Origin of the sequence: Streptomyces sp. NPDC018029 (assembly GCF_044327655.1) — a bacterium.
Lineage (GTDB): Bacteria > Actinomycetota > Actinomycetes > Streptomycetales > Streptomycetaceae > Streptomyces.
Genome location: NZ_JBIRFV010000003.1, coordinates 844,651 through 861,873, shown reverse-complemented (window position 1 = coordinate 861,873; position 17,223 = coordinate 844,651). Strand labels below are relative to the sequence as shown.

Below are 17,223 nucleotides of genomic sequence, written 5' to 3'. Positions count from 1 at the left end.
AAGCGCTCTGACGGTCAGCCACTCAAAAGGGGTGTCATTCTCCAGATCAAACAGGCATCTGCTCGATGACACGCCGCTTGGACCCCTAGGATTCCCTCTATCACCTCACCGGTCTCATTCGACAGGAACCCCATGAGCGACACTTCCCCCTACGGCTTCGAGCTTGTGCGGCGTGGGTACGACCGCGCTCAGGTGGACGAACGTATCTCCAAGCTCGTCTCCGACCGTGACAGTGCTCTTGCCCGTATCACTGCTCTGGAAAAGCGCATCGAGGAGCTGCACCTCGAGACGCAGAACGCCCAGGCCCAGGTCGCCGACGCCGAGCCGTCGTACGCCGGTCTCGGTGCCCGCGTCGAGAAGATCCTCCGCCTCGCCGAGGAGGAGGCGAAGGACCTGCGCGAGGAGGCCCGTCGCGCGGCCGAGCAGCACCGTGAGCTCGCCGAGTCCGCCGCCCAGCAGGTGCGCAACGACGCCGAGTCGTTCGCCGCCGAGCGCAAGGCCAAGGCCGAGGACGAGGGCGTCCGGATCGTCGAGAAGGCCAAGGGCGAGGCGAGCGCGCTGCGGGCCGAGGCCCAGAAGGACGCGCAGTCCAAGCGCGAGGAGGCCGACGCCCTCTTCGAGGAGACCCGCGCCAAGGCCGCCCAGGCCGCCGCGGACTTCGAGACGAACCTCGCCAAGCGCCGTGAGCAGTCCGAGCGTGACCTGGCCTCGCGGCAGGCCAAGGCGGAGAAGCGCCTCGCGGAGATCGAGCACCGTGCGGAGCAGCTGCGCCTGGAGGCGGAGAAGCTGCGGACCGACGCGGAGCGCCGCGCCCGGCAGACCGTCGAGACCGCGCAGCGCCAGGCCGAGGACATCGTGGCCGACGCGAACGCGAAGGCGGACCGGATCCGTTCGGAGTCCGAGCGCGAGCTCGCCGCCCTCACGAACCGCCGCGACAGCATCAACGCGCAGCTCACCAATGTGCGGGAGATGCTGGCGACGCTCACCGGTGCGGCGGTCGCCGCCGCGGGTACGCCCGCGGACGACGAGCCCGTCTCGCGAGGCGTGCCGGCTCAGCAGACCCGCTGAGGCCGTAGCGGACCTGCGGGCCCGGCTGTGGCTGAGCGCGCGGTTCCCCGCGCCCCCTTTCAGGGGCGCAGAGCCCCCTGTTCTCCAGTGGCAGGGGGCTTTGTCCCGTTTTAGCGTTGCCGCATGATCGAGCTAGAGGGGCTGACCAAGCGGTACGGCGAAAAGGTGGCCGTCAACAACCTGACCTTCACCGTCCGCCCCGGCATGGTCACCGGCTTCCTCGGCCCGAACGGCGCGGGCAAGTCCACCACCATGCGCATGCTGCTCGGGCTCGACCACCCCTCGGCCGGCGCCGTCCGCATCGACGGCCGGCACTACACCCAGCTGAAGGACCCGCTCACGTGCATCGGCGCGCTCCTCGACGCCAAGGCGATGCACGGCGGCCGCAGCGCCTTCAACCACCTCCTCTGCCTCGCGCAGAGCAACGGCATCCCGCGCGCCCGCGTCACCGAGGTCCTCGACACCGTCGGGCTGACCGCCGTCGCCAAGAAGAAGGCCAAGGGCTTCTCGCTCGGCATGGGCCAGCGGCTCGGCATCGCCGGGGCGCTCCTCGGCGACCCCGAGATCCTGATGTTCGACGAGCCGGTCAACGGCCTCGACCCCGAGGGCATCCACTGGATCCGCAACCTGATGAAGTCCCTTGCCGCACAAGGGCGTACGGTCTTCGTCTCCTCGCACCTGATGAGCGAGATGGCGCTCACCGCCGACCACCTCGTCGTCATCGGCCAGGGCCGCCTCCTCGCCGACCTGTCGATGTCCGACTTCATCCGGCAGAACTCCCGCTCGTACGTCAGAGTCCGCTCTCCGCAGCGCGAACGCCTCCTCGACGTGCTGCACAGGGCGGGTGTCACCGCCGTCGACGCGGGGGACGGCGCCCTCGAAGTGGACGGTGCCTCCGCGGAGGAGCTCGGTGAGCTCGCCGCACGAAACCATGTCGTCCTCCATGAGCTGAGTCCCCAACAGGCCTCTCTGGAAGAGGCCTTCATGCAGCTCACCGCGGAGTCGGTCGAGTACCACGCGCACACCGACCACAAGGGGCCCGGCCAGGGCTGGCAGCCGCGGAAGGGAGCCTGAGCGATGGCCGCGACGCAGGTACTGCGATCGGAGTGGACCAAGATCCGCTCGGTCTCGTCGACCGTCTGGACGCTCGGGCTCGCCCTCGTCGTCACGGTCGCGCTCGGCGCGTTGATCAGCGTCCTGTCCAAGAACGACTACGACAGCCTGGACGCCAGGGACAGGCTGACCTTCGACCCGACCTTCATCAGCTTCGCCGGGATGTCCCTCGGCCAGCTCGCGATGATCGTCTTCGGGGTGCTCGTCGTCTCGAACGAGTACAGCACCGGCATGATCCGCACCTCGCTCGCGGCGGTCCCGCAGCGCGCCGCGTTCCTCTTCGGCAAGATCACCGTCGCCACGCTGCTCGCCTTCGTGGTGGGCCTGGCCACCAGCTTCCTCACCTTCTTCGTCGGGCAGGCGATGCTCGGCCCGTACAAGGCGCAGATCGGCGACCCAGGAGTACTGCGCGCCGTGATCGGCGGCGCGCTCTACATGACGCTCATCGCGCTGTTCTCCATGGGCGTCGCGGCGATGCTGCGCAGCCCGATGCTCTCCCTCGGCATCCTGATGCCGTTCTTCTTCCTCATCTCCAGCATCCTCGGCAACGTATCGGCGACGAAGAAGATCGGCCGCTTCCTGCCCGACCAGGCCGGCAGCAAGATCATGCAGGTCAAGTCGCCGTTCGACGACGACACCCCGTACGGGCCGTGGGGCGGCCTCGCGATCATGGTGGCGTGGGTGGTGCTCGCGCTGCTCGGTGGGTACGTACTGCTGAAGAAACGGGACGCGTGATCTCGGCGTCCACAGGACGTACGACCGCCGTGCCCCGGAGGGACATGTGACGACGCAGGACCGCGGGCTCGCCGCGCTCGGCCTCGACGGCGTGCCCGCGCTGCAACCCCTCACCTACCCGGGCCTGCCGGTCACCGTCCCCGCCCTGCTCACCGGCGCCGAGCTGCTCGAGCTGCGCCCGCGCCCCGGCGGACTCGGCGCGTGGACCGTCGACGGCGCCGGCCACCGGCCGCACCGCTCACTGGACGACATCCTCACCGCCCTCGGCCGGACACCCGTCGCGGGCCGCCGCCCCGTCATCGCCGTCGGCTCGAACGCCTCCCCCGGCCAGCTCTCCCACAAGCTCGCCCGGCGCGGCGTCTCCGGCACCGTGCCGATGGTGCCCGTGCGGCTGCGCGGCCTCGGCATCGGCTGCTCCGCCCACATCGGCCGGGCCGGGTATGTGGCGGCCGCCCCCTACGGATCCCGCACCGCGCGGACCACCCTCGTCGTCTCCTGGCTGGACACGGCACAGCTGCCCGCCGTCGACGCCACCGAGCTCCCCAACTACCGGCGCGTCCTGCTGCCCGGGGACGCGTACGAAATGACCCTGCCGTCCGGCGAGCGGCTCGACGACGCGTACGTCTACGTCAGCGTGCGCGGCGTCCTCGCCGACCCGGTGACCGGGCTGCCGCGGCCCGGCGGCGGCGACCAGGCCGCGCTGCTCGACGCGCTCCTCGACGCATCGGCGCGCCTGCGGGAACTGCTCGGGCCCGACGCGGCGTCCTGGGTACGGCGGGCCGCCGCCGACCCCGAGCTCCGCGCGCGGGGCACGCGGCTCTTCGCGGAAGAGGGCTGGGTGCTGCCGTGGACGGAGCTCCCGGTGCCGTAAACGCTTTTACCCGCTCTTGGCTGGAACCGTCAGCTCCCCGTTATCCTCCTAACCCTTACGGGGGCGTGTGCCCCGACGTCCTGAACCATTCGATGGGTGCGGAGAATGATCGAGGCAGTCGGCCTGACGAAGCGCTACGGCGCCAAGACAGCCGTGTACAACCTTTCCTTCCAGGTGCGGCCCGGAACCGTCACCGGCTTCCTCGGGCCCAACGGCTCCGGCAAGTCGACGACGATGCGCATGATCCTCGGGCTCGACGCGCCCACCACCGGGCAGGTGACGATCGGCGGCTACCCGTACCGCAAGCTGCCGAACGCCCCGCGCCAGGTCGGTGCGCTGCTCGACGCCAAGGCCGTGCACGGCGGCCGGCACGCCCGCAACCACCTGCTCTGCCTCGCGCAGCTCTCCGGCATCCCGGCCCGCAGGGTCGACGAGGTGCTCGGCGTCGTGGGGCTCCAGGAAGTGGCGAAGAAGCGCTCCAAGGGCTTCTCGCTCGGCATGGGCCAGCGGCTCGGCATCGCGGCGGCGCTCCTCGGCGACCCGCAGGTCCTGCTCTTCGACGAGCCGGTCAACGGCCTCGACCCCGAAGGCATCCTCTGGGTCCGCAACCTGATGAAGTCGCTCGCGGCCGAGGGGCGCACGGTCTTCGTGTCGTCCCACCTGATGAGCGAGATGGCGCTGACCGCCGAGCACCTCATCGTGATCGGCCGCGGCCAGCTGCTCGCCGACATGAGCGTCAAGGACTTCATCTCGCACAACTCCGCGGACTTCGCGCGGGTGCGCACGCCGGACAGCGAGCCCCAGCACCGCGAGAAGCTGACGGCCCTGCTGACCGAGGCGGGCGGCCAGGTGCTGCCCGAGCAGGACGGCGCGCTGCGCGTCACCGGTCTGCCCCTCCCCCGCATCAGCGACCTCGCGCACGGCGCGGACGTCCGCCTGTGGGAGCTCTCCCCGCACCAGGCCTCGCTGGAAGAGGCGTACATGCGGATGACGCAGGGCGCCGTCGACTACCGCTCCACGGTCGACCAGCGCGCCGGCCTCCAGCAGGAGATGCCGCCCGGCGCCATGCCCCCCGGCGCGCTGCCGCAGGGCGTGCCGGTGCCCGGCCAGGGCCAGCCCGGCTGGTACGCCCCGCCGCCGCCCCAGCAGGGCGGCGGTCAGCCCTTCGCGATGCCGCAGCCGCAGGGCGCGCCCGCGACGCAGAACCCGTACGCCGCGGCTCCCCCGCAGCAGGCGCCGGCCGCGGCCCCCGCCCCCGACATGGCCAAGCGCGCCACCGCCACCGACAACGAGGACGCCGCACGATGACCACGCCTCCGACTCCGCAGCAGCAGCCGCAGGCGCAGCAGCCCCAGCAGATGTACGCACCGGTCGGCGCGCCGGCGCCGCAGGGCGCCCCGATGGCTCCGCCGCCCGCCGCCCCCGCGCCGCCCTCCGCCTGGCAGCAGGCGATGGCCAACGCCTACACCTCGCCGATCCCGATCAAGAAGACCCACCTCGGCAACGCCCTGGCCTCCGAGTGGACGAAGATCAAGTCGGTCCGCTCCACGATGTGGACCCTGGGGATCTTCCTGCTCCTGGTCGTCGGCATCGGCCTGCTCGCCGTGGCGAACACGGACCCGGTCGACTACGCGGACATGCCGTTCACCGTCCCGGCCTTCTTCGGCCTGATGCTCGGTCAGATCTGCCTGATCACGCTCGGCGTGCTCGTCACTTCGTCCGAGTACGGCACGGGCATGATCCGTACGACGTTCACCGCGTCCCCGCAGCGCCACCGCGTCCTCGCCGCGAAGGTCATCATCTACTTCGTGGTCGCCTTCGTGGTCTCCGCGGGCTCCATCCTGCTCGTGGGCCTGGCGGCCTCGGCCGCCCACAGCGGCCCGGAGGCGGGTGACCTGCCGTGGGCGGGCACGGTCTTCAAGGGCGGTCTGTACGTCTCGCTGCTCGGCGTGCTCGCGCTCGCCGTCGGCTCGATGCTGCGGCACTCCGCGGGCGCCATCACCGCCATGCTCGGCGTGGTCCTGGTCCCGGCGATCATGCCCGCGTTCCTGATGATCTGGGAGAGCACGCAGCCGCTCGGCGAGAAGATGAACGACTACAACGCCATCACGGCGCTCGCCAAGATCTTCGGCGCGGACACCGCGGACGGCCCCGGCGGCGGCTCGCAGCTGACGCTGCTCGTCGTCGTCACGGCGGCCGCCGTCGCCGGCGCGTTCGCGCTCCTGGAGAAGCGCGACGTATAACCGCACGACACGGTGGTACGACGCCTCAGCCTCAGTACCTCGGCGCGTTACGGGACCGCTGCACCCGCGTGGTGCGGCGGTCCTTCGCGTTCCAGCACGCCTTGTGCCAGTGTCTGCGCTCGTCCACGCCGGAGTGCTCGGGCCAGGCCACCACGTGCGCGAGGGCCGAGGGGATCTCCTGGTCGCAGCCCGGGCAGCGGTACCGCTTGCCCGCCGCGCTCGCGCCCGCGACGTGGCGCACGCTCCACTCCTCGCCCTGCCAGCTCTCGGTGGACTGGAAGCCGCCGTAGCGGACCGGCGGCTGCGCGCCCGCGGACGCCTTCGGCTCTCCGGCGCCCTTGGGGCGGTTGCGACGCGGGGACACGGAAACACCTCACGGGCTGTACGGCGGTCAGGGGTGTGACCAGCCTACGCGCCACGCCCGGGGGTACCCGTGCCGCACCGAGGGCCGTCGGCCCCCTTCGCTGCACGGAAAATCCAACAATCTTCTTGCCAGGCCGTGCCTTTGGCACGTGTCACGCGTTGTTGCCCGTAGGGGGAGTGCCTGCGTCGGCGCCAAGGAGGCAGGAGTTCGATGCGTGTAGGTAGTTTTGTTCTGGCCGCCCAGTTCCCCGGACAGGGGCAGGGGGAGGCACTGCACCGCGCGGTGCGGTCCGCCGAGGTGGCCGAGGAGGCGGGGCTCGATTCGGTCTGGCTCGCCGAGCACCACTTCGTGCCGTACGGCACGTGCCCGTCGGCGGTGACCCTCGCGGCCCTGCTGCTCGGGCGGACCCGGCGGATCCGCGTCGGCACAGCCGTGAGCGTACTCCCGACCGTGCACCCCGTGGCGCTCGGCGAGCAGGCGGCGCTGCTGCACATGACGTCCGGCGGCCGGTTCTCGCTCGGCGTCGGACGCGGCGGCCCCTGGGTGGACCTGGAGGTCTTCGGGGCCGGCCTGGAGGCGTACGAGAAGGGGTTCCCGGAATCGCTCGACCTGCTGCTCCGGTGGCTGACCGAACCCCGGGTTGAGGGCAGTGGCGGCCGGTTCTCCTTCCGCGAGGTGGCCGTCGTGCCACGCCCGCAGGAGGCGCTGCCCGGCCAGGGCGACACCGCGGGGCCCGAGGTGATCGTCGCCTGCACCTCGCCGTCCAGCGTGCGGCTCGCGGCACAGCGCTGCCTGCCCATGCTCCTCGGCATGCACGTGGGCGACGACGAGAAGGCCGAAATGGTGGCCTTGTGGAATCGGCACGCCCGTGCCGCCGGGCACGCCCCCGAGAAGGTCGCCGCCGCCTCGCACGTCTCCGCCGGGGTCGCGCAGATCGCGGACCGGCGCGTGGAGGCGGCCGAGACCTTACAGAAGGCGATGCCCGGCTGGCTGAAGCAGGGCCTGGACGCCCATGTGACCGTGGACGGCAGGCACCGGGCCATGCGGGACCCGGCGGCCTACACCGAGCTGCTGTGCGGGCTCCATCCCGTGGGCACCCCGCAGGTGTGCGCCGACCGGCTCGCCGCCACGTCCGAGCGCACCGGCATCACGCGCTTCGCGCTGCTCGTGGAGGGCTCGGGCGACCTCGCGGCCACGGAGGAGAACGTGCGAAGGCTGGGCGCCGAAGTACTGCCCCAGCTCGGCTGAGATCCGCCGTCCGGCTGAGAGCCTCGGGGGTTCAAAGACAGGCTCTGAGGAGCTGCCGCTCCGGACTGAAACACCTCCCGCGTACGGAGCGGCAGCAACAGACGTCAGCAGTCCCGCAGTTCGGGCGACTGGTTGAGCAGCTGCCCTCGGATCGACGTGAAACGGGCGAGCCGGTCGTCCACCGAAGGATCCAGCGGGAACACCGCGACGCGGTGGCAGTTCTGGAATGCCAGACGCACTCCGAAGTGCCGCTGCAGGGCACCGCGAATCGCGTCACTCGCGAGCGCGCGCAGCAGCTGACCGCGTGCCTGCTCGTCCGGCGGCGGGGTCTGGTTGTCGGCGAACTCGCCGCCGTCGACCTTGAGCTGGGCCACCAGGGAGCTGATCATCTCCCATGCGTAAGGCAGGGAGGTCCGGACGCAGTCGACGAATTCTGCTTCATCGACCTCGCCTCGCTCGGCCTGTTCCAACAGTGCCGGTGAGACGTCGAGCGACATGGGTTCTCCTCTCGCACCCCCGGGGAGCGGGGGCCTACGGACAGGGATGGAGTCCGCCTACGCAGCGTGCACGGATGACGACCTCTTGCTTCTACGGTAGGCACCGGGCGGTGCCTACACCAGAAGATTGGGCGCATAACCGGCCAGGATCGAACAGGTCCATCGCCGGACAAGTCGCTCCCGCGGCGGGTGAGGGGTGGGCGAATCGCGCGCACCCGCCCCGGTCGAGTAGCGTTGCGCCCCATGCGTCTCGTCATTGCCCGATGCTCCGTGGACTACGCGGGCCGGCTCACCGCCCATCTCCCGTCGGCCCCCCGCCTGATCCTCGTGAAGGCGGACGGCAGCGTCTCGATCCACGCGGACGACAGGGCTTACAAACCGCTCAACTGGATGTCTCCGCCCTGCACATTGAAGGAGGGGACCGGGGACGACGCGGGTGTGTGGACCGTCGTGAACAAGGCGGGCGAGAAGCTCATCATCACGATGGAGGAAGTCCTCCACGACTCCTCGCACGAGCTGGGCGTGGACCCCGGCCTCATCAAGGACGGTGTGGAAGCGCACCTCCAGGAGCTGCTCGCCGACCGGATCGAGACACTCGGCGAGGGTTACTCACTCATTCGTCGCGAGTACATGACGGCGATCGGCCCGGTGGACATCCTCTGCCGCGACGCCGACGGGCAGACCGTCGCCGTCGAGATCAAGCGGCGCGGCGAGATCGACGGCGTGGAGCAACTCACCCGCTATCTGGAGCTGTTGAACCGCGACCCGCACCTGGCGCCCGTCCGGGGCATCTTCGCCGCCCAGGAGATCAAGCCGCAGGCCCGCGTCCTCGCCACGGACCGCGGCATCGGCTGCACCGTCCTGGACTACAACGCGCTGCGGGGCATCGAGGACGACAAGCTGCGGCTGTTCTGACCGCACGCACATGCCGAAGGGCCGGGTCCTGAGGGGCCCGGCCCTTCGGCGTGTCGGCTCAGGTGCCGGGCGTCGTCCCGCCCGAGCCGCTCGCCGAGTCCGACTGGTCGGGCGAGGTGGGCGGGTCGTCGGTCGCCGGCGGTGTCGACGGCGGGGTGCTGGGGGGCGTGCTCGGCGGGGTCGTGGGCGGAGTGGTCGGCGGGTCCGTCGGCTTGTCGGACGGCTTCGTCGGCTTGTCCGAGGGCTTGGTCGGCTTGTCCGTCGGCTTGTCGGACGGCTTGTCCGAGGGCGTGCCGGACGGCTTGCCGCTGCCGCTCGGCGTGGCCGACGGCTTCCCGCTGCCGCTCGGCTTCGGGTCGTCCGAGGTGCCGGCGGCACCCCCGTCGCCCGGGGTGTCACCGCCGCTCGTGGCGTCCTGCCGCGGTTTGTCGGCGGTGAGGCCGTCGTCGTCGCGGTCCTCCTTCGCGGACTGCTCCGTGGTGACCTTGTCGCCGGGCGGGTCGTTGTTGTCGGACGTGGCGCCGAGGGTGACGACGGTGCCGAGGACCGCGGCGAGGAGGGCTCCGGCGCCGGCGGCGACGAGGTTGCGCCGGGTGCCGCTGATGATGGAGCGGCGGCTCGGTGCGGGGCCCGCTCCGACGGCGGGCGTCACCTTGCTGGTGACGAGCGTGTCCGGCTCCGGGGGCGGCTGGGGCAGCGCGAAGGCTGCGGGTATGCCGCCGGGGGGCGACGCCGACTCCTCGTAGCGGGCGTCGGGCACCTCTTCGCCCGCGGCCGTGCGCCCGCCGGGCTGCGCGCCGCCCGAGCGGTCGGCGACCAGGGCGAGGGCCCTGCGCCCGGAGATCATGCCGCGCTTGTCGGCGAGCGCGCCGCGGAGCCCGATGGAGGCCTCCAGCTCGGCGCGGGCCCGGTCCAGCTGTCCGCCGCAGAGCGCGAGGATCCCCAACTCGTGGTGGAAGTACGCCTCTTCGGCGACCTCGCCCGCGTTCCGCGCGGCTTCCTGGCCGGACCGCAGGGCGCGCTCCCAGGCGCCCCAGTCGAGTCCGCCGGCGAAGGCGGGCGCCGCGGTGCGGGCGAGCAGCACGGCCGCGCCGGCCTGGGTGGCGACCAGGGCGCCGAGCGCGGCGTGGACGGCGTCGGCCTCGGCGGCGACGCGCTCCGGGGTGACGGAGGGGTGTCCTGCCCACCAGGCGTAGTGCTGGGCGGCGGCCAGGGCGTGCTCGGCCGCCTCGTCGGCGTATCCGGCGGCCTCCAGCTGGGCGCGCACGCCCGCGGCGAGGCGGTAGTGGGCGCCGACCGGGGTGACGAGGGCGCAGCTGACCAGTTCGGCGAGGGCCGCGTCGGCGTGGGTGTCGCCGACGAGGGCGGGCAGGTGCGCCTGGTGCGGCAGCTCGCCGCCGAGGGCGACGGCGAACTTCAGGGTGGCGCGGGCGGACGGGCTGAGCCGTGCGGCGAGCAGGGCGGCGGGTGCGGCGCCGTCGGCGAGCGAGGGCAGCGGGATTTCGGGGACGTCGTCGGTGCCCGCGTCGACGGGGGTCTCCGCGAAGTAGCCGTGCTCCTCGAAGACGTGCGGGTCGGCGCGCAGCTGGTCGCGCTGGCGGAGCAGGGCGCCCGCCTGGACGAAGCGCAGCGGCAGCCCCTCGGACTCGAACCACAGGTCGCCCGCCCAGTTGGCCTCCTCGTCGTCGAGGACGCGGCCGACGGCGCGCTCCAGGAGCTCCAGGCCGCCGCCCCGGCCGAGCCCGCCAAGGAAGACCTCTTCGAGGTGGCAGTCGGCGGAGGGGGCCGCCACGTCGGGCGTGGTGGCGATGAGGAAGGCGCACTCAGGGGTCGCGTCGAGCAGCTCGTCGAGGCCGGCGCCGCCGAACTCCAGGTCGTCGAGGACGACGACGGCGCCGATGTCGCGGACCAGGTCGAGCAGCTGGGCGCGGTCGGGGCGGTACAGGGGTGCGTCGTGGACGGCGGCGAAGAGGTCGTGGAGCAGCTCTCCGGGTGTCCTGCGGTAGCCGGAGAGGCGGACGACGCCGTCGGGGGCGAGGTCCGCGCAGTCGTCGGCGACGGCGTCGAGGAGGGCGGTGCGGCCCGATCCGGCGGGTCCGGTCAGCCGTACGGAACGGCCGCGCGCGAGGAGCCGTGCGAGGCGCTCACGCTCTTCCTGGCGCTCCAGGAGCGGCAGCCTGGGCAGCGCGGGGCCCGGCGGCACGGGCGGCAGCGAGGCGCGGCGCAGTTCGGCGCGCTCGGCGGCGGTGCGCTTGGCGGGCCGCTCCGGCTGCTCCCCGGGCGGGCAGGGTTCTATCTCGCTGCCGTCGACGGGGTTGACGGTGAGCAGGAAGTCGCCCGAGACGAGCTGGACGGTGCGGGCGAGGGCGGGCGCGGGCTGACCGAAATCAGGGGTCAGGGGGTCGCGCGGCGGCCGCCCGGTGCGCGCCGCTGCGTCGGTGCCGTCGCGCATGCCGTCTTCGGTGCCGTCGCGGCCGTACTCTTCGGGTCCCCGGTTCATCGGGTCCATGGTCTCAGCCCCCCAGATGCGTCGTGTGCACAGCCCCCTCCGGCCTTCGTGCACACTGCGCTGTCGCTTCTGGTCCGGTGCCCCCGTGCGGGTCCGTCTGTCGGTGGGCGACCGAACCCTAGACCTTCGCTCAGTATCTACGAGTGGGCGGGGTACCGCCCCGTCCGAGACGTCACAGTCTCGTGAGGATTGTGCGTGAGGTGCGGTTCAGGATCGTTCAGGCTCTGGGGAGCGATTCGACACCGATGCCGCCTTCGATGGCGAGGATCCGGTGGAGCCGGGTCGCCACGAGGAGGCGCTGCATCTGCGGTGGCACGTGGCGCAGGACGAGCCTGCGTCCGCACCGCCCGGCGCGGCGGTGCGCGCCCATGATGACGCCGAGTCCCGTGGCGTCCCACGAGTCGAGTTCGGACAGGTCGAGCACCAGGTCGCCGGCGCCGTCGTCGACGGCCGAGTGCAGGACCGTGCGGGCGTCCGCCGCGCTGCGTACGTCGAGGCGTCCCCCGACGACCAGCTGGGCCTGGTCGCCCCTGATGTGCATATGCGCTCCCCGAGAGTGCTGTGTCTGCTGTGACGCCCGATACGTAGGGCGTCTGCGTATGTCACTGCAACTGACTGCCGCGTGGGCGAGGAAGTTGCCGTCTGTAAGCGAACCGATACCGAATTCACTCCGAGGGGTGACCCGCCGGGTGGCAAAGCACCCGACGGGGCGTCAGACGGCGTACGTCAGTGCTGGTTCAGTGCTTGTAGAACCCTTGCCCGCTCTTGCGCCCGATGTCACCGGCGTCAACCATCCGGCGCATCAGCTCCGGCGGCGCGAACTTCTCGTCCTGGGACTCCGTGTAGATGTTGCCGGTGGCGTGCAGCAGGATGTCGACGCCGGTGAGGTCGGCGGTCGCGAGCGGGCCCATGGCGTGGCCGAAGCCGAGCTTGCAGGCGATGTCGATGTCCTCGGCGGTGGCGACGCCCGACTCGTAGAGCTTGGCGGCCTCGACGACGAGCGCGGAGATCAGCCGGGTCGTCACGAAGCCGGCGACGTCGCGGTTGACGACGATGCAGGTCTTGCCGACCGACTCGGCGAACTCCCGGGTGCGGGCGAGGGTTTCGTCGCTGGTCTTGTAGCCGCGCACGAGCTCGCAGAGCTGCATCATCGGGACGGGCGAGAAGAAGTGGGCGCCGACGACGCGCTCCGGGCGCTCCGTGACGGCCGCGATCTTCGTGATCGGGATGGCCGAGGTGTTGGAGGCGAGCACGGCGTCGTCGCGCACGAGCTTGTCGAGCGTGCGGAAGATCTCGTGCTTGACCTCCAGCTTCTCGAAGACGGCCTCGACGACGATGTCGGCGTCGGCGACGGCGTCCATGTCGGTGGTCGTCGTGATGCGCGCGAGCGCGGCCTCGGCGTCGTCGGCGGCGAGCTTGCCCTTGCTCACGAACTTGTCGTAGGACGCCTTGATCCCGTCGGTGCCCCGGGTCAGTGCCTCGTCGGTGACGTCGCGCAGGACGACGTCCCAGCCCGCCTGGGCGGAGACCTGAGCGATGCCGGACCCCATGAGTCCGGCTCCGATGACGGCGAGCTTCCGTGCCACTGTTCCGACTCCCCTACCGCTTGTCTCGCTTGGCTCACACGCTGTTCACGTATGCCTCTCCGGCGCACGTTAGCGGTCGTGAGCGCGCCTGTGGCGGTGAAGAGATGCGCGTCACGTCTCAAATGACGGACATCACACTGGTACGCCTCACCGGGCGGCGCGCACCGCGTAGTTGAGGACCTTCTCGCCGAGCAGGTCCTCCATCTCGTCGAGCAGCACGAGCGCTTCCCGGGAGACCTCGGCGGGCTCGCGGGACTTGGACATCTCGTCGCCGATCCAGGCCATGAGCGTGCTGTGGAGCCAGGAGAGCTGACCCGCGATCAGTCCGGGCAGGGGGTCGTCGGCGGCGGCCCCTGTCTCCTCGGCGAGGGTCTTCGTGAGGTGCGTGAGCGCTTCCTGCTGGATCGCCCAGAGCCGGGAGCGCAGGGCGTGCGCCTCGGTGATGACCTTCATGAAGTCCGCCCAGCCGGGGAAGAGCCCGATGCCGGGCGAGACGCCCTCCACGTCGGCGCGCAGCTCGCGCAGGACGGCGGCCGCGGCGGACTCCCCCGCCCGGCGGCCGCGCACATAGCCGGAGAGGCGGTCGACGACGGCCTCGCCCCGGTCGAGGAACAGGTCCTCCTTGGCCGGGAAGTAGTTGTAGACGGTGTTGACGGAGACGTCCGCCGCCTCCGCGATCTCCGCGATGGTCACCGCGCCGAAGCCCCGCTCCAGGAAGAGCCCGGTCGCGATGTCCGAGATCCGCTGCTTCGTCTGCCGCTTCTTGCGCTCCCTCAGTCCCTCACTCATGGCCCCATCCTAGGGTCTCTGAAATTTTGGGGCGATTGCAAAATTTCAGAGACTCTGTTTTTGTGGACGCCATGGCAATCATCAGCACCTCCGGGCTCGCCCGGACCTTCCAGACCAAGGGCGGCCCCGTCGAAGCCGTGCGCGGCATCGACCTGCGCGTACAGCCCGGCGAGATCCTCGGCTTCCTCGGGCCGAACGGCGCGGGCAAGACGACCACGCTGCGCATGCTCACCACGCTGCTCGCGCCCACCGGCGGCGCCGCCACCGTCGCGGGCTGCGACCTGGCCAGGGACCCCGCCGGCGTCCGGAGCAGGATCGGGTACGTGGCCCAGTCGGGCGGCGTCGACCTGAGCGTCTCCGTACGCGAGGAGCTCGTCACCCAGGGGCGGCTCTACCGCCTGTCGAAGTCCCGCGCCGAGGCCCGCGCCGACGAGCTGGCACACGACCTCGGCCTCACCGAGCTGCTCGAACGTCCCTGCGCGGCGCTCTCCGGCGGCCAGCGCAGGCGGCTCGACATCGCCATGGGGCTCACCCACCGGCCCGAGGTGCTCTTCCTCGACGAGCCGACCACCGGCCTGGACCCGGGCAGCCGGGCCGACCTGTGGGAGCTGGTGAGGCGGCTGCGCGACGAGCACGGCACGACGGTCTTCCTCACCACGCACTACCTCGACGAGGCCGACGCGCTCTCCGACCGCCTGGTCGTCGTGGACCGGGGCGTCGTCGTCGCCGACGGCACGCCGAGCGCCCTCAAGCTCCAGTACGGCGGCTCGATCGACGCCACGCTCCAGGACACCTTTCTCGCCATCACCGGGCGCGACATCGCCCCCGCGGACACGACCCCCGTCGCCGTCTGACCTTCACGCACCGATCCGGGACCCCCACCATGCCTGCACTGCTCTCCGACACCGCGCTGATCTTCGGGCGGTACGCCCGGCAGACCCTCCGCTCCAAGTTCCAGATCCTCTTCGGCGTCCTCACTCCCCTGCTCTACCTGCTCTTCTTCGGCCCGCTCCTCACCGATCTGCCGCTCGGCTCGCAGGGCGACTCCTGGCAGGTGCTCGTGCCCGGGCTGCTGCTGCAACTGGGCCTCTTCGGCGCCACGTTCAGCGGTTTCGCGCTCATCATCGAGAAGCAGTTCGGCGTGGTGGAGCGGATGCGGGTGACGCCCGTCAGCCGTCTCGCGCTGCTCCTCGGCCGGATCCTGCGCGACGCCGCGCTCTTCGTCTTCCAGGCCGTGCTGCTCGTGCTCGCCGCGCTGGCGATGGGGCTCAGGGCGCCGCTCGGCGGCATCCTCATCGGCTTCGCGTTCGTGGCGCTGCTGACCGCGGGGCTCGCCTCCCTCTCGTACGCACTGGCCATGAAGGTCTCCAAGGCGCACGAGTTCGGGCCCGCCGTGAACGCCGTGAGCATGCCCTCGATGCTGCTGTCGGGGCTCATGCTGCCGATGGCCCTCGCGCCCACCTGGCTGGACGTGGTCTCCCACTTCATGCCGTTCCGCTATCTGGTCGACGCGGTGCGCGCGGGATACGTCGGGGAGTACGCGACCACGACGATGCTGTACGGCGTCCTGATGGCCCTCGCGTTCGTCATGCTGTCCGTGACGGTGGGTACACGCGTCTTTCAGCGGACCGGGGCCTAGGCCTCACAGGAACCGGCGAATGGGCCGGACGCTCACCTCACGGGCCCGCTGGAGGAGGGAACGTCTCTTCCACCCGCCCAACCGGATCAGCTCACTGGCCCGCACGTCGTCGTCGAAGTGCCCGTCCAGCGTCGCGGTGAACTCCTGGTCCAGGACGGCGAGCATGACCTCCTCGTCGTGATCGAGGGAGCGCCGGTTGAAGTTGGTCGAGCCGATCAGCGCGGCGACGCCGTCGACGGTGATGACCTTGGCGTGCATCATCGTCGGCTGGTACTCGTGGATCCTCACCCCACAGCCGATGAGGTCCTCGTAGTAGTGCTGCCCGGCCAGCCGGCAGACCCGCTTGTCGGTGTGCGGCCCGGGCAGCACGATCTCCACCTCGACCCCGCGCCGCGCGGTGGCGCAGAGCAGTTCGACGAAGTACGCGTCCGGGGAGAAGTAGGCCGTGGCCAGACGGAAGCGTTCCTCGGCGGACTCGAGCATGACGCGGATCAGGGTCTGCATGTCCTGCCAGCCGAAGCTGGCCGAGCCGCGCACCACCTGCACGACGGCGTCGCCCTGGGGGCGGTGCCTGATGAACCGGTCCCGGTCGTCGAAGAGTTCGCCGTGGCACTCGGCCCAGTTCTGCGCGAACGCCGCGGCGATGCCGTCCACCGCGGGGCCGTGCACCTCGACGTGGGTGTCGCGCCACTCGCCGGGGTTACGGGCGTCGCCGCACCACTCCTCGGCGATGCCCACCCCGCCGGTGAAGGCGGTCTCCTCGTCGACGACGAGGACCTTGCGGTGACAGCGGTGGTTCTGCTTGAGGGGCGACAGATGCAGCGGCTTGCGGAACCACGTCACCTGCACCCCGGCCCGCTCCATCACCCGCAACTGCTCGTCCTCGATCAGCCGGCTGCCGAAGCCGTCGAGCAGCAGCCGCACCCGCAGCCCGGCGCGCGCCCGCTCCGCGAGGGCGTCGGCGAACCGGCGGGCGATGTCGCCCTTCCAGTAGACGAAGGTCATCATGTCGACCGTGTGCTCGGCGGAGTGGATCGCGGCCAGCATGGCGGTGAAGATCTCGTCGCCGTTGCGCAGGACGGTCAGCGCGTTGCCCTCGGTCGCCGCGATGCCGATCAGCCGCTCCAGGCGCCGCCGTATCCGCGCGACGCGATCCGGTACCGCCGGGCGGCCGGGCGCTCCGGTGGCGTCCGAGGCCGGCTCGGCGGACTCCTGCGTACGGGTCATGACATTCCCTGGCCGGAACACGACGAGGAAACGTCGGGCCGCGGCGCCCGGTCCGGCACGGGCTGAGCGGCGAGCCGACTGTACCCCCGCCCCGCGGGCGGGCCGCGGGCGCCGCATGGGCCGTCGCTGCGGGGGCACACGGCAGACGTACCCGACCTCAAGGAGCCCGTCATGATGGTTGTCGGTATCGTCGCCGTCTGCGTCGTCCTGGCCGTCCTCGCCTTCCTCGTCCCCCGCCTCTCCCGGCACCCCGAACGCGGCACCCAGCGCACCCTGGGAGCCGGTTCGCGCGCCGGCGGCAAGGCCCCCGGCATCCTGGGCCGGATCTTCAGCAAGCCCTTCCGCAGCAGCTCCAAGGCGGTGGGCCGCAGCGGCTCCGCCGGCCGCCGTGCCCGGGGCCGCATGCCGTTCTGACTACG

Annotated in this window: 18 protein-coding genes; 11 read left to right on the top strand and 7 right to left on the bottom strand. The window is 71.5% G+C overall.

Annotated features, from left to right (window positions below; translation table 11 throughout):
* The first annotated feature begins 132 nt into the window (after positions 1-132).
* The 6 genes from ACH4D5_RS12510 to ACH4D5_RS12485 all read left to right on the top strand — a co-directional run bounded on the left by ACH4D5_RS12510 (position 133) and on the right by ACH4D5_RS12485 (position 6,030).
* Positions 133-1,068 carry a cellulose-binding protein gene (locus tag ACH4D5_RS12510; protein ID WP_150216158.1) on the top strand — a complete coding sequence of 312 codons (936 nt, stop codon included), beginning with the start codon at positions 133-135 and terminating at the stop codon, positions 1,066-1,068.
* A 123-nt stretch (positions 1,069-1,191) separates the two neighbouring features.
* Positions 1,192-2,142, top strand: coding sequence for an ABC transporter ATP-binding protein (locus ACH4D5_RS12505; RefSeq protein WP_398301277.1), 951 nt, complete (start codon positions 1,192-1,194; stop codon positions 2,140-2,142).
* A gap of 3 nt (positions 2,143-2,145) precedes the next feature.
* Positions 2,146-2,916, top strand: coding sequence for an ABC transporter permease (locus tag ACH4D5_RS12500; protein ID WP_398301275.1), 771 nt, complete (start codon positions 2,146-2,148; stop codon positions 2,914-2,916).
* 46 nt (positions 2,917-2,962) lie between these two features.
* Positions 2,963-3,787, top strand: coding sequence for a hypothetical protein (locus tag ACH4D5_RS12495; RefSeq protein ID WP_398301273.1), 825 nt, complete (start codon positions 2,963-2,965; stop codon positions 3,785-3,787).
* Between the two features lie 105 nt (positions 3,788-3,892).
* Positions 3,893-5,095, top strand: a complete 1,203-nt coding sequence (locus tag ACH4D5_RS12490) for an ABC transporter ATP-binding protein (protein ID WP_398301271.1) — start codon at positions 3,893-3,895, stop codon at positions 5,093-5,095.
* Positions 5,096-5,187: 92 nt separating this feature from the next.
* A complete protein-coding gene (locus tag ACH4D5_RS12485) occupies positions 5,188-6,030 on the top strand; it encodes an ABC transporter permease (protein ID WP_398301462.1) in 843 nt (280 codons plus the stop codon).
* Positions 6,031-6,061: 31 nt separating this feature from the next.
* Here ACH4D5_RS12485 and ACH4D5_RS12480 read toward each other — a convergent pair whose 3' ends face one another.
* Positions 6,062-6,394: an ATP/GTP-binding protein gene (locus ACH4D5_RS12480; protein WP_398301269.1), complete on the bottom strand. Its 333-nt coding sequence runs from the start codon at positions 6,392-6,394 to the stop codon at positions 6,062-6,064.
* Between the two features lie 210 nt (positions 6,395-6,604).
* Here ACH4D5_RS12480 and ACH4D5_RS12475 point away from each other — a divergent pair, with 210 nt between their 5' ends.
* On the top strand, positions 6,605-7,642 hold the full coding sequence (locus ACH4D5_RS12475) for an LLM class flavin-dependent oxidoreductase (RefSeq protein WP_398301267.1): 1,038 nt from the start codon (positions 6,605-6,607) through the stop codon (positions 7,640-7,642).
* Positions 7,643-7,746: 104 nt separating this feature from the next.
* On the opposite strand, the gene ACH4D5_RS12470 is transcribed toward ACH4D5_RS12475, so the two are convergent.
* Positions 7,747-8,139, bottom strand: a complete 393-nt coding sequence (locus ACH4D5_RS12470; RefSeq protein ID WP_355802756.1) for an SCO5389 family protein — start codon at positions 8,137-8,139, stop codon at positions 7,747-7,749.
* 243 nt (positions 8,140-8,382) lie between these two features.
* Between ACH4D5_RS12470 and nucS the strand changes: the two genes are divergently transcribed.
* Positions 8,383-9,054 (top strand): endonuclease NucS, encoded by a 672-nt coding sequence (nucS, locus tag ACH4D5_RS12465; protein ID WP_362990291.1) that lies wholly within the window; start codon positions 8,383-8,385, stop codon positions 9,052-9,054.
* A 58-nt stretch (positions 9,055-9,112) separates the two neighbouring features.
* On the opposite strand, the gene ACH4D5_RS12460 is transcribed toward nucS, so the two are convergent.
* From ACH4D5_RS12460 to ACH4D5_RS12445, 4 genes are all read right to left on the bottom strand, one after another.
* Positions 9,113-11,563, bottom strand: a complete 2,451-nt coding sequence (locus ACH4D5_RS12460) for an ATP-binding protein (RefSeq protein ID WP_398301264.1) — start codon at positions 11,561-11,563, stop codon at positions 9,113-9,115.
* 217 nt (positions 11,564-11,780) lie between these two features.
* Positions 11,781-12,104, bottom strand: coding sequence for an STAS domain-containing protein (locus ACH4D5_RS12455; protein WP_030792181.1), 324 nt, complete (start codon positions 12,102-12,104; stop codon positions 11,781-11,783).
* A gap of 196 nt (positions 12,105-12,300) precedes the next feature.
* Positions 12,301-13,149 carry a 3-hydroxyacyl-CoA dehydrogenase family protein gene (locus tag ACH4D5_RS12450; RefSeq protein WP_398301262.1) on the bottom strand — a complete coding sequence of 283 codons (849 nt, stop codon included), beginning with the start codon at positions 13,147-13,149 and terminating at the stop codon, positions 12,301-12,303.
* A 147-nt stretch (positions 13,150-13,296) separates the two neighbouring features.
* Positions 13,297-13,938, bottom strand: a complete 642-nt coding sequence (locus ACH4D5_RS12445; RefSeq protein WP_398301260.1) for a TetR/AcrR family transcriptional regulator — start codon at positions 13,936-13,938, stop codon at positions 13,297-13,299.
* 71 nt (positions 13,939-14,009) lie between these two features.
* Between ACH4D5_RS12445 and ACH4D5_RS12440 the strand changes: the two genes are divergently transcribed.
* The gene (locus ACH4D5_RS12440) at positions 14,010-14,792 is read left to right on the top strand and encodes an ABC transporter ATP-binding protein (RefSeq protein ID WP_398301258.1); all 783 of its coding nucleotides are present in this window, start codon (positions 14,010-14,012) and stop codon (positions 14,790-14,792) included.
* Positions 14,793-14,821: 29 nt separating this feature from the next.
* Positions 14,822-15,577: an ABC transporter permease gene (locus ACH4D5_RS12435; RefSeq protein WP_398301256.1), complete on the top strand. Its 756-nt coding sequence runs from the start codon at positions 14,822-14,824 to the stop codon at positions 15,575-15,577.
* A gap of 3 nt (positions 15,578-15,580) precedes the next feature.
* Here ACH4D5_RS12435 and ACH4D5_RS12430 read toward each other — a convergent pair whose 3' ends face one another.
* Positions 15,581-16,804, bottom strand: coding sequence for a phosphatidylserine/phosphatidylglycerophosphate/cardiolipin synthase family protein (locus ACH4D5_RS12430; RefSeq protein ID WP_398301254.1), 1,224 nt, complete (start codon positions 16,802-16,804; stop codon positions 15,581-15,583).
* A gap of 171 nt (positions 16,805-16,975) precedes the next feature.
* On the opposite strand from ACH4D5_RS12430, the gene ACH4D5_RS12425 reads away from it, so the two are divergent.
* Positions 16,976-17,218, top strand: a complete 243-nt coding sequence (locus ACH4D5_RS12425) for a DUF6411 family protein (RefSeq protein WP_398301252.1) — start codon at positions 16,976-16,978, stop codon at positions 17,216-17,218.
* The last annotated feature ends 5 nt before the right edge of the window (positions 17,219-17,223 follow it).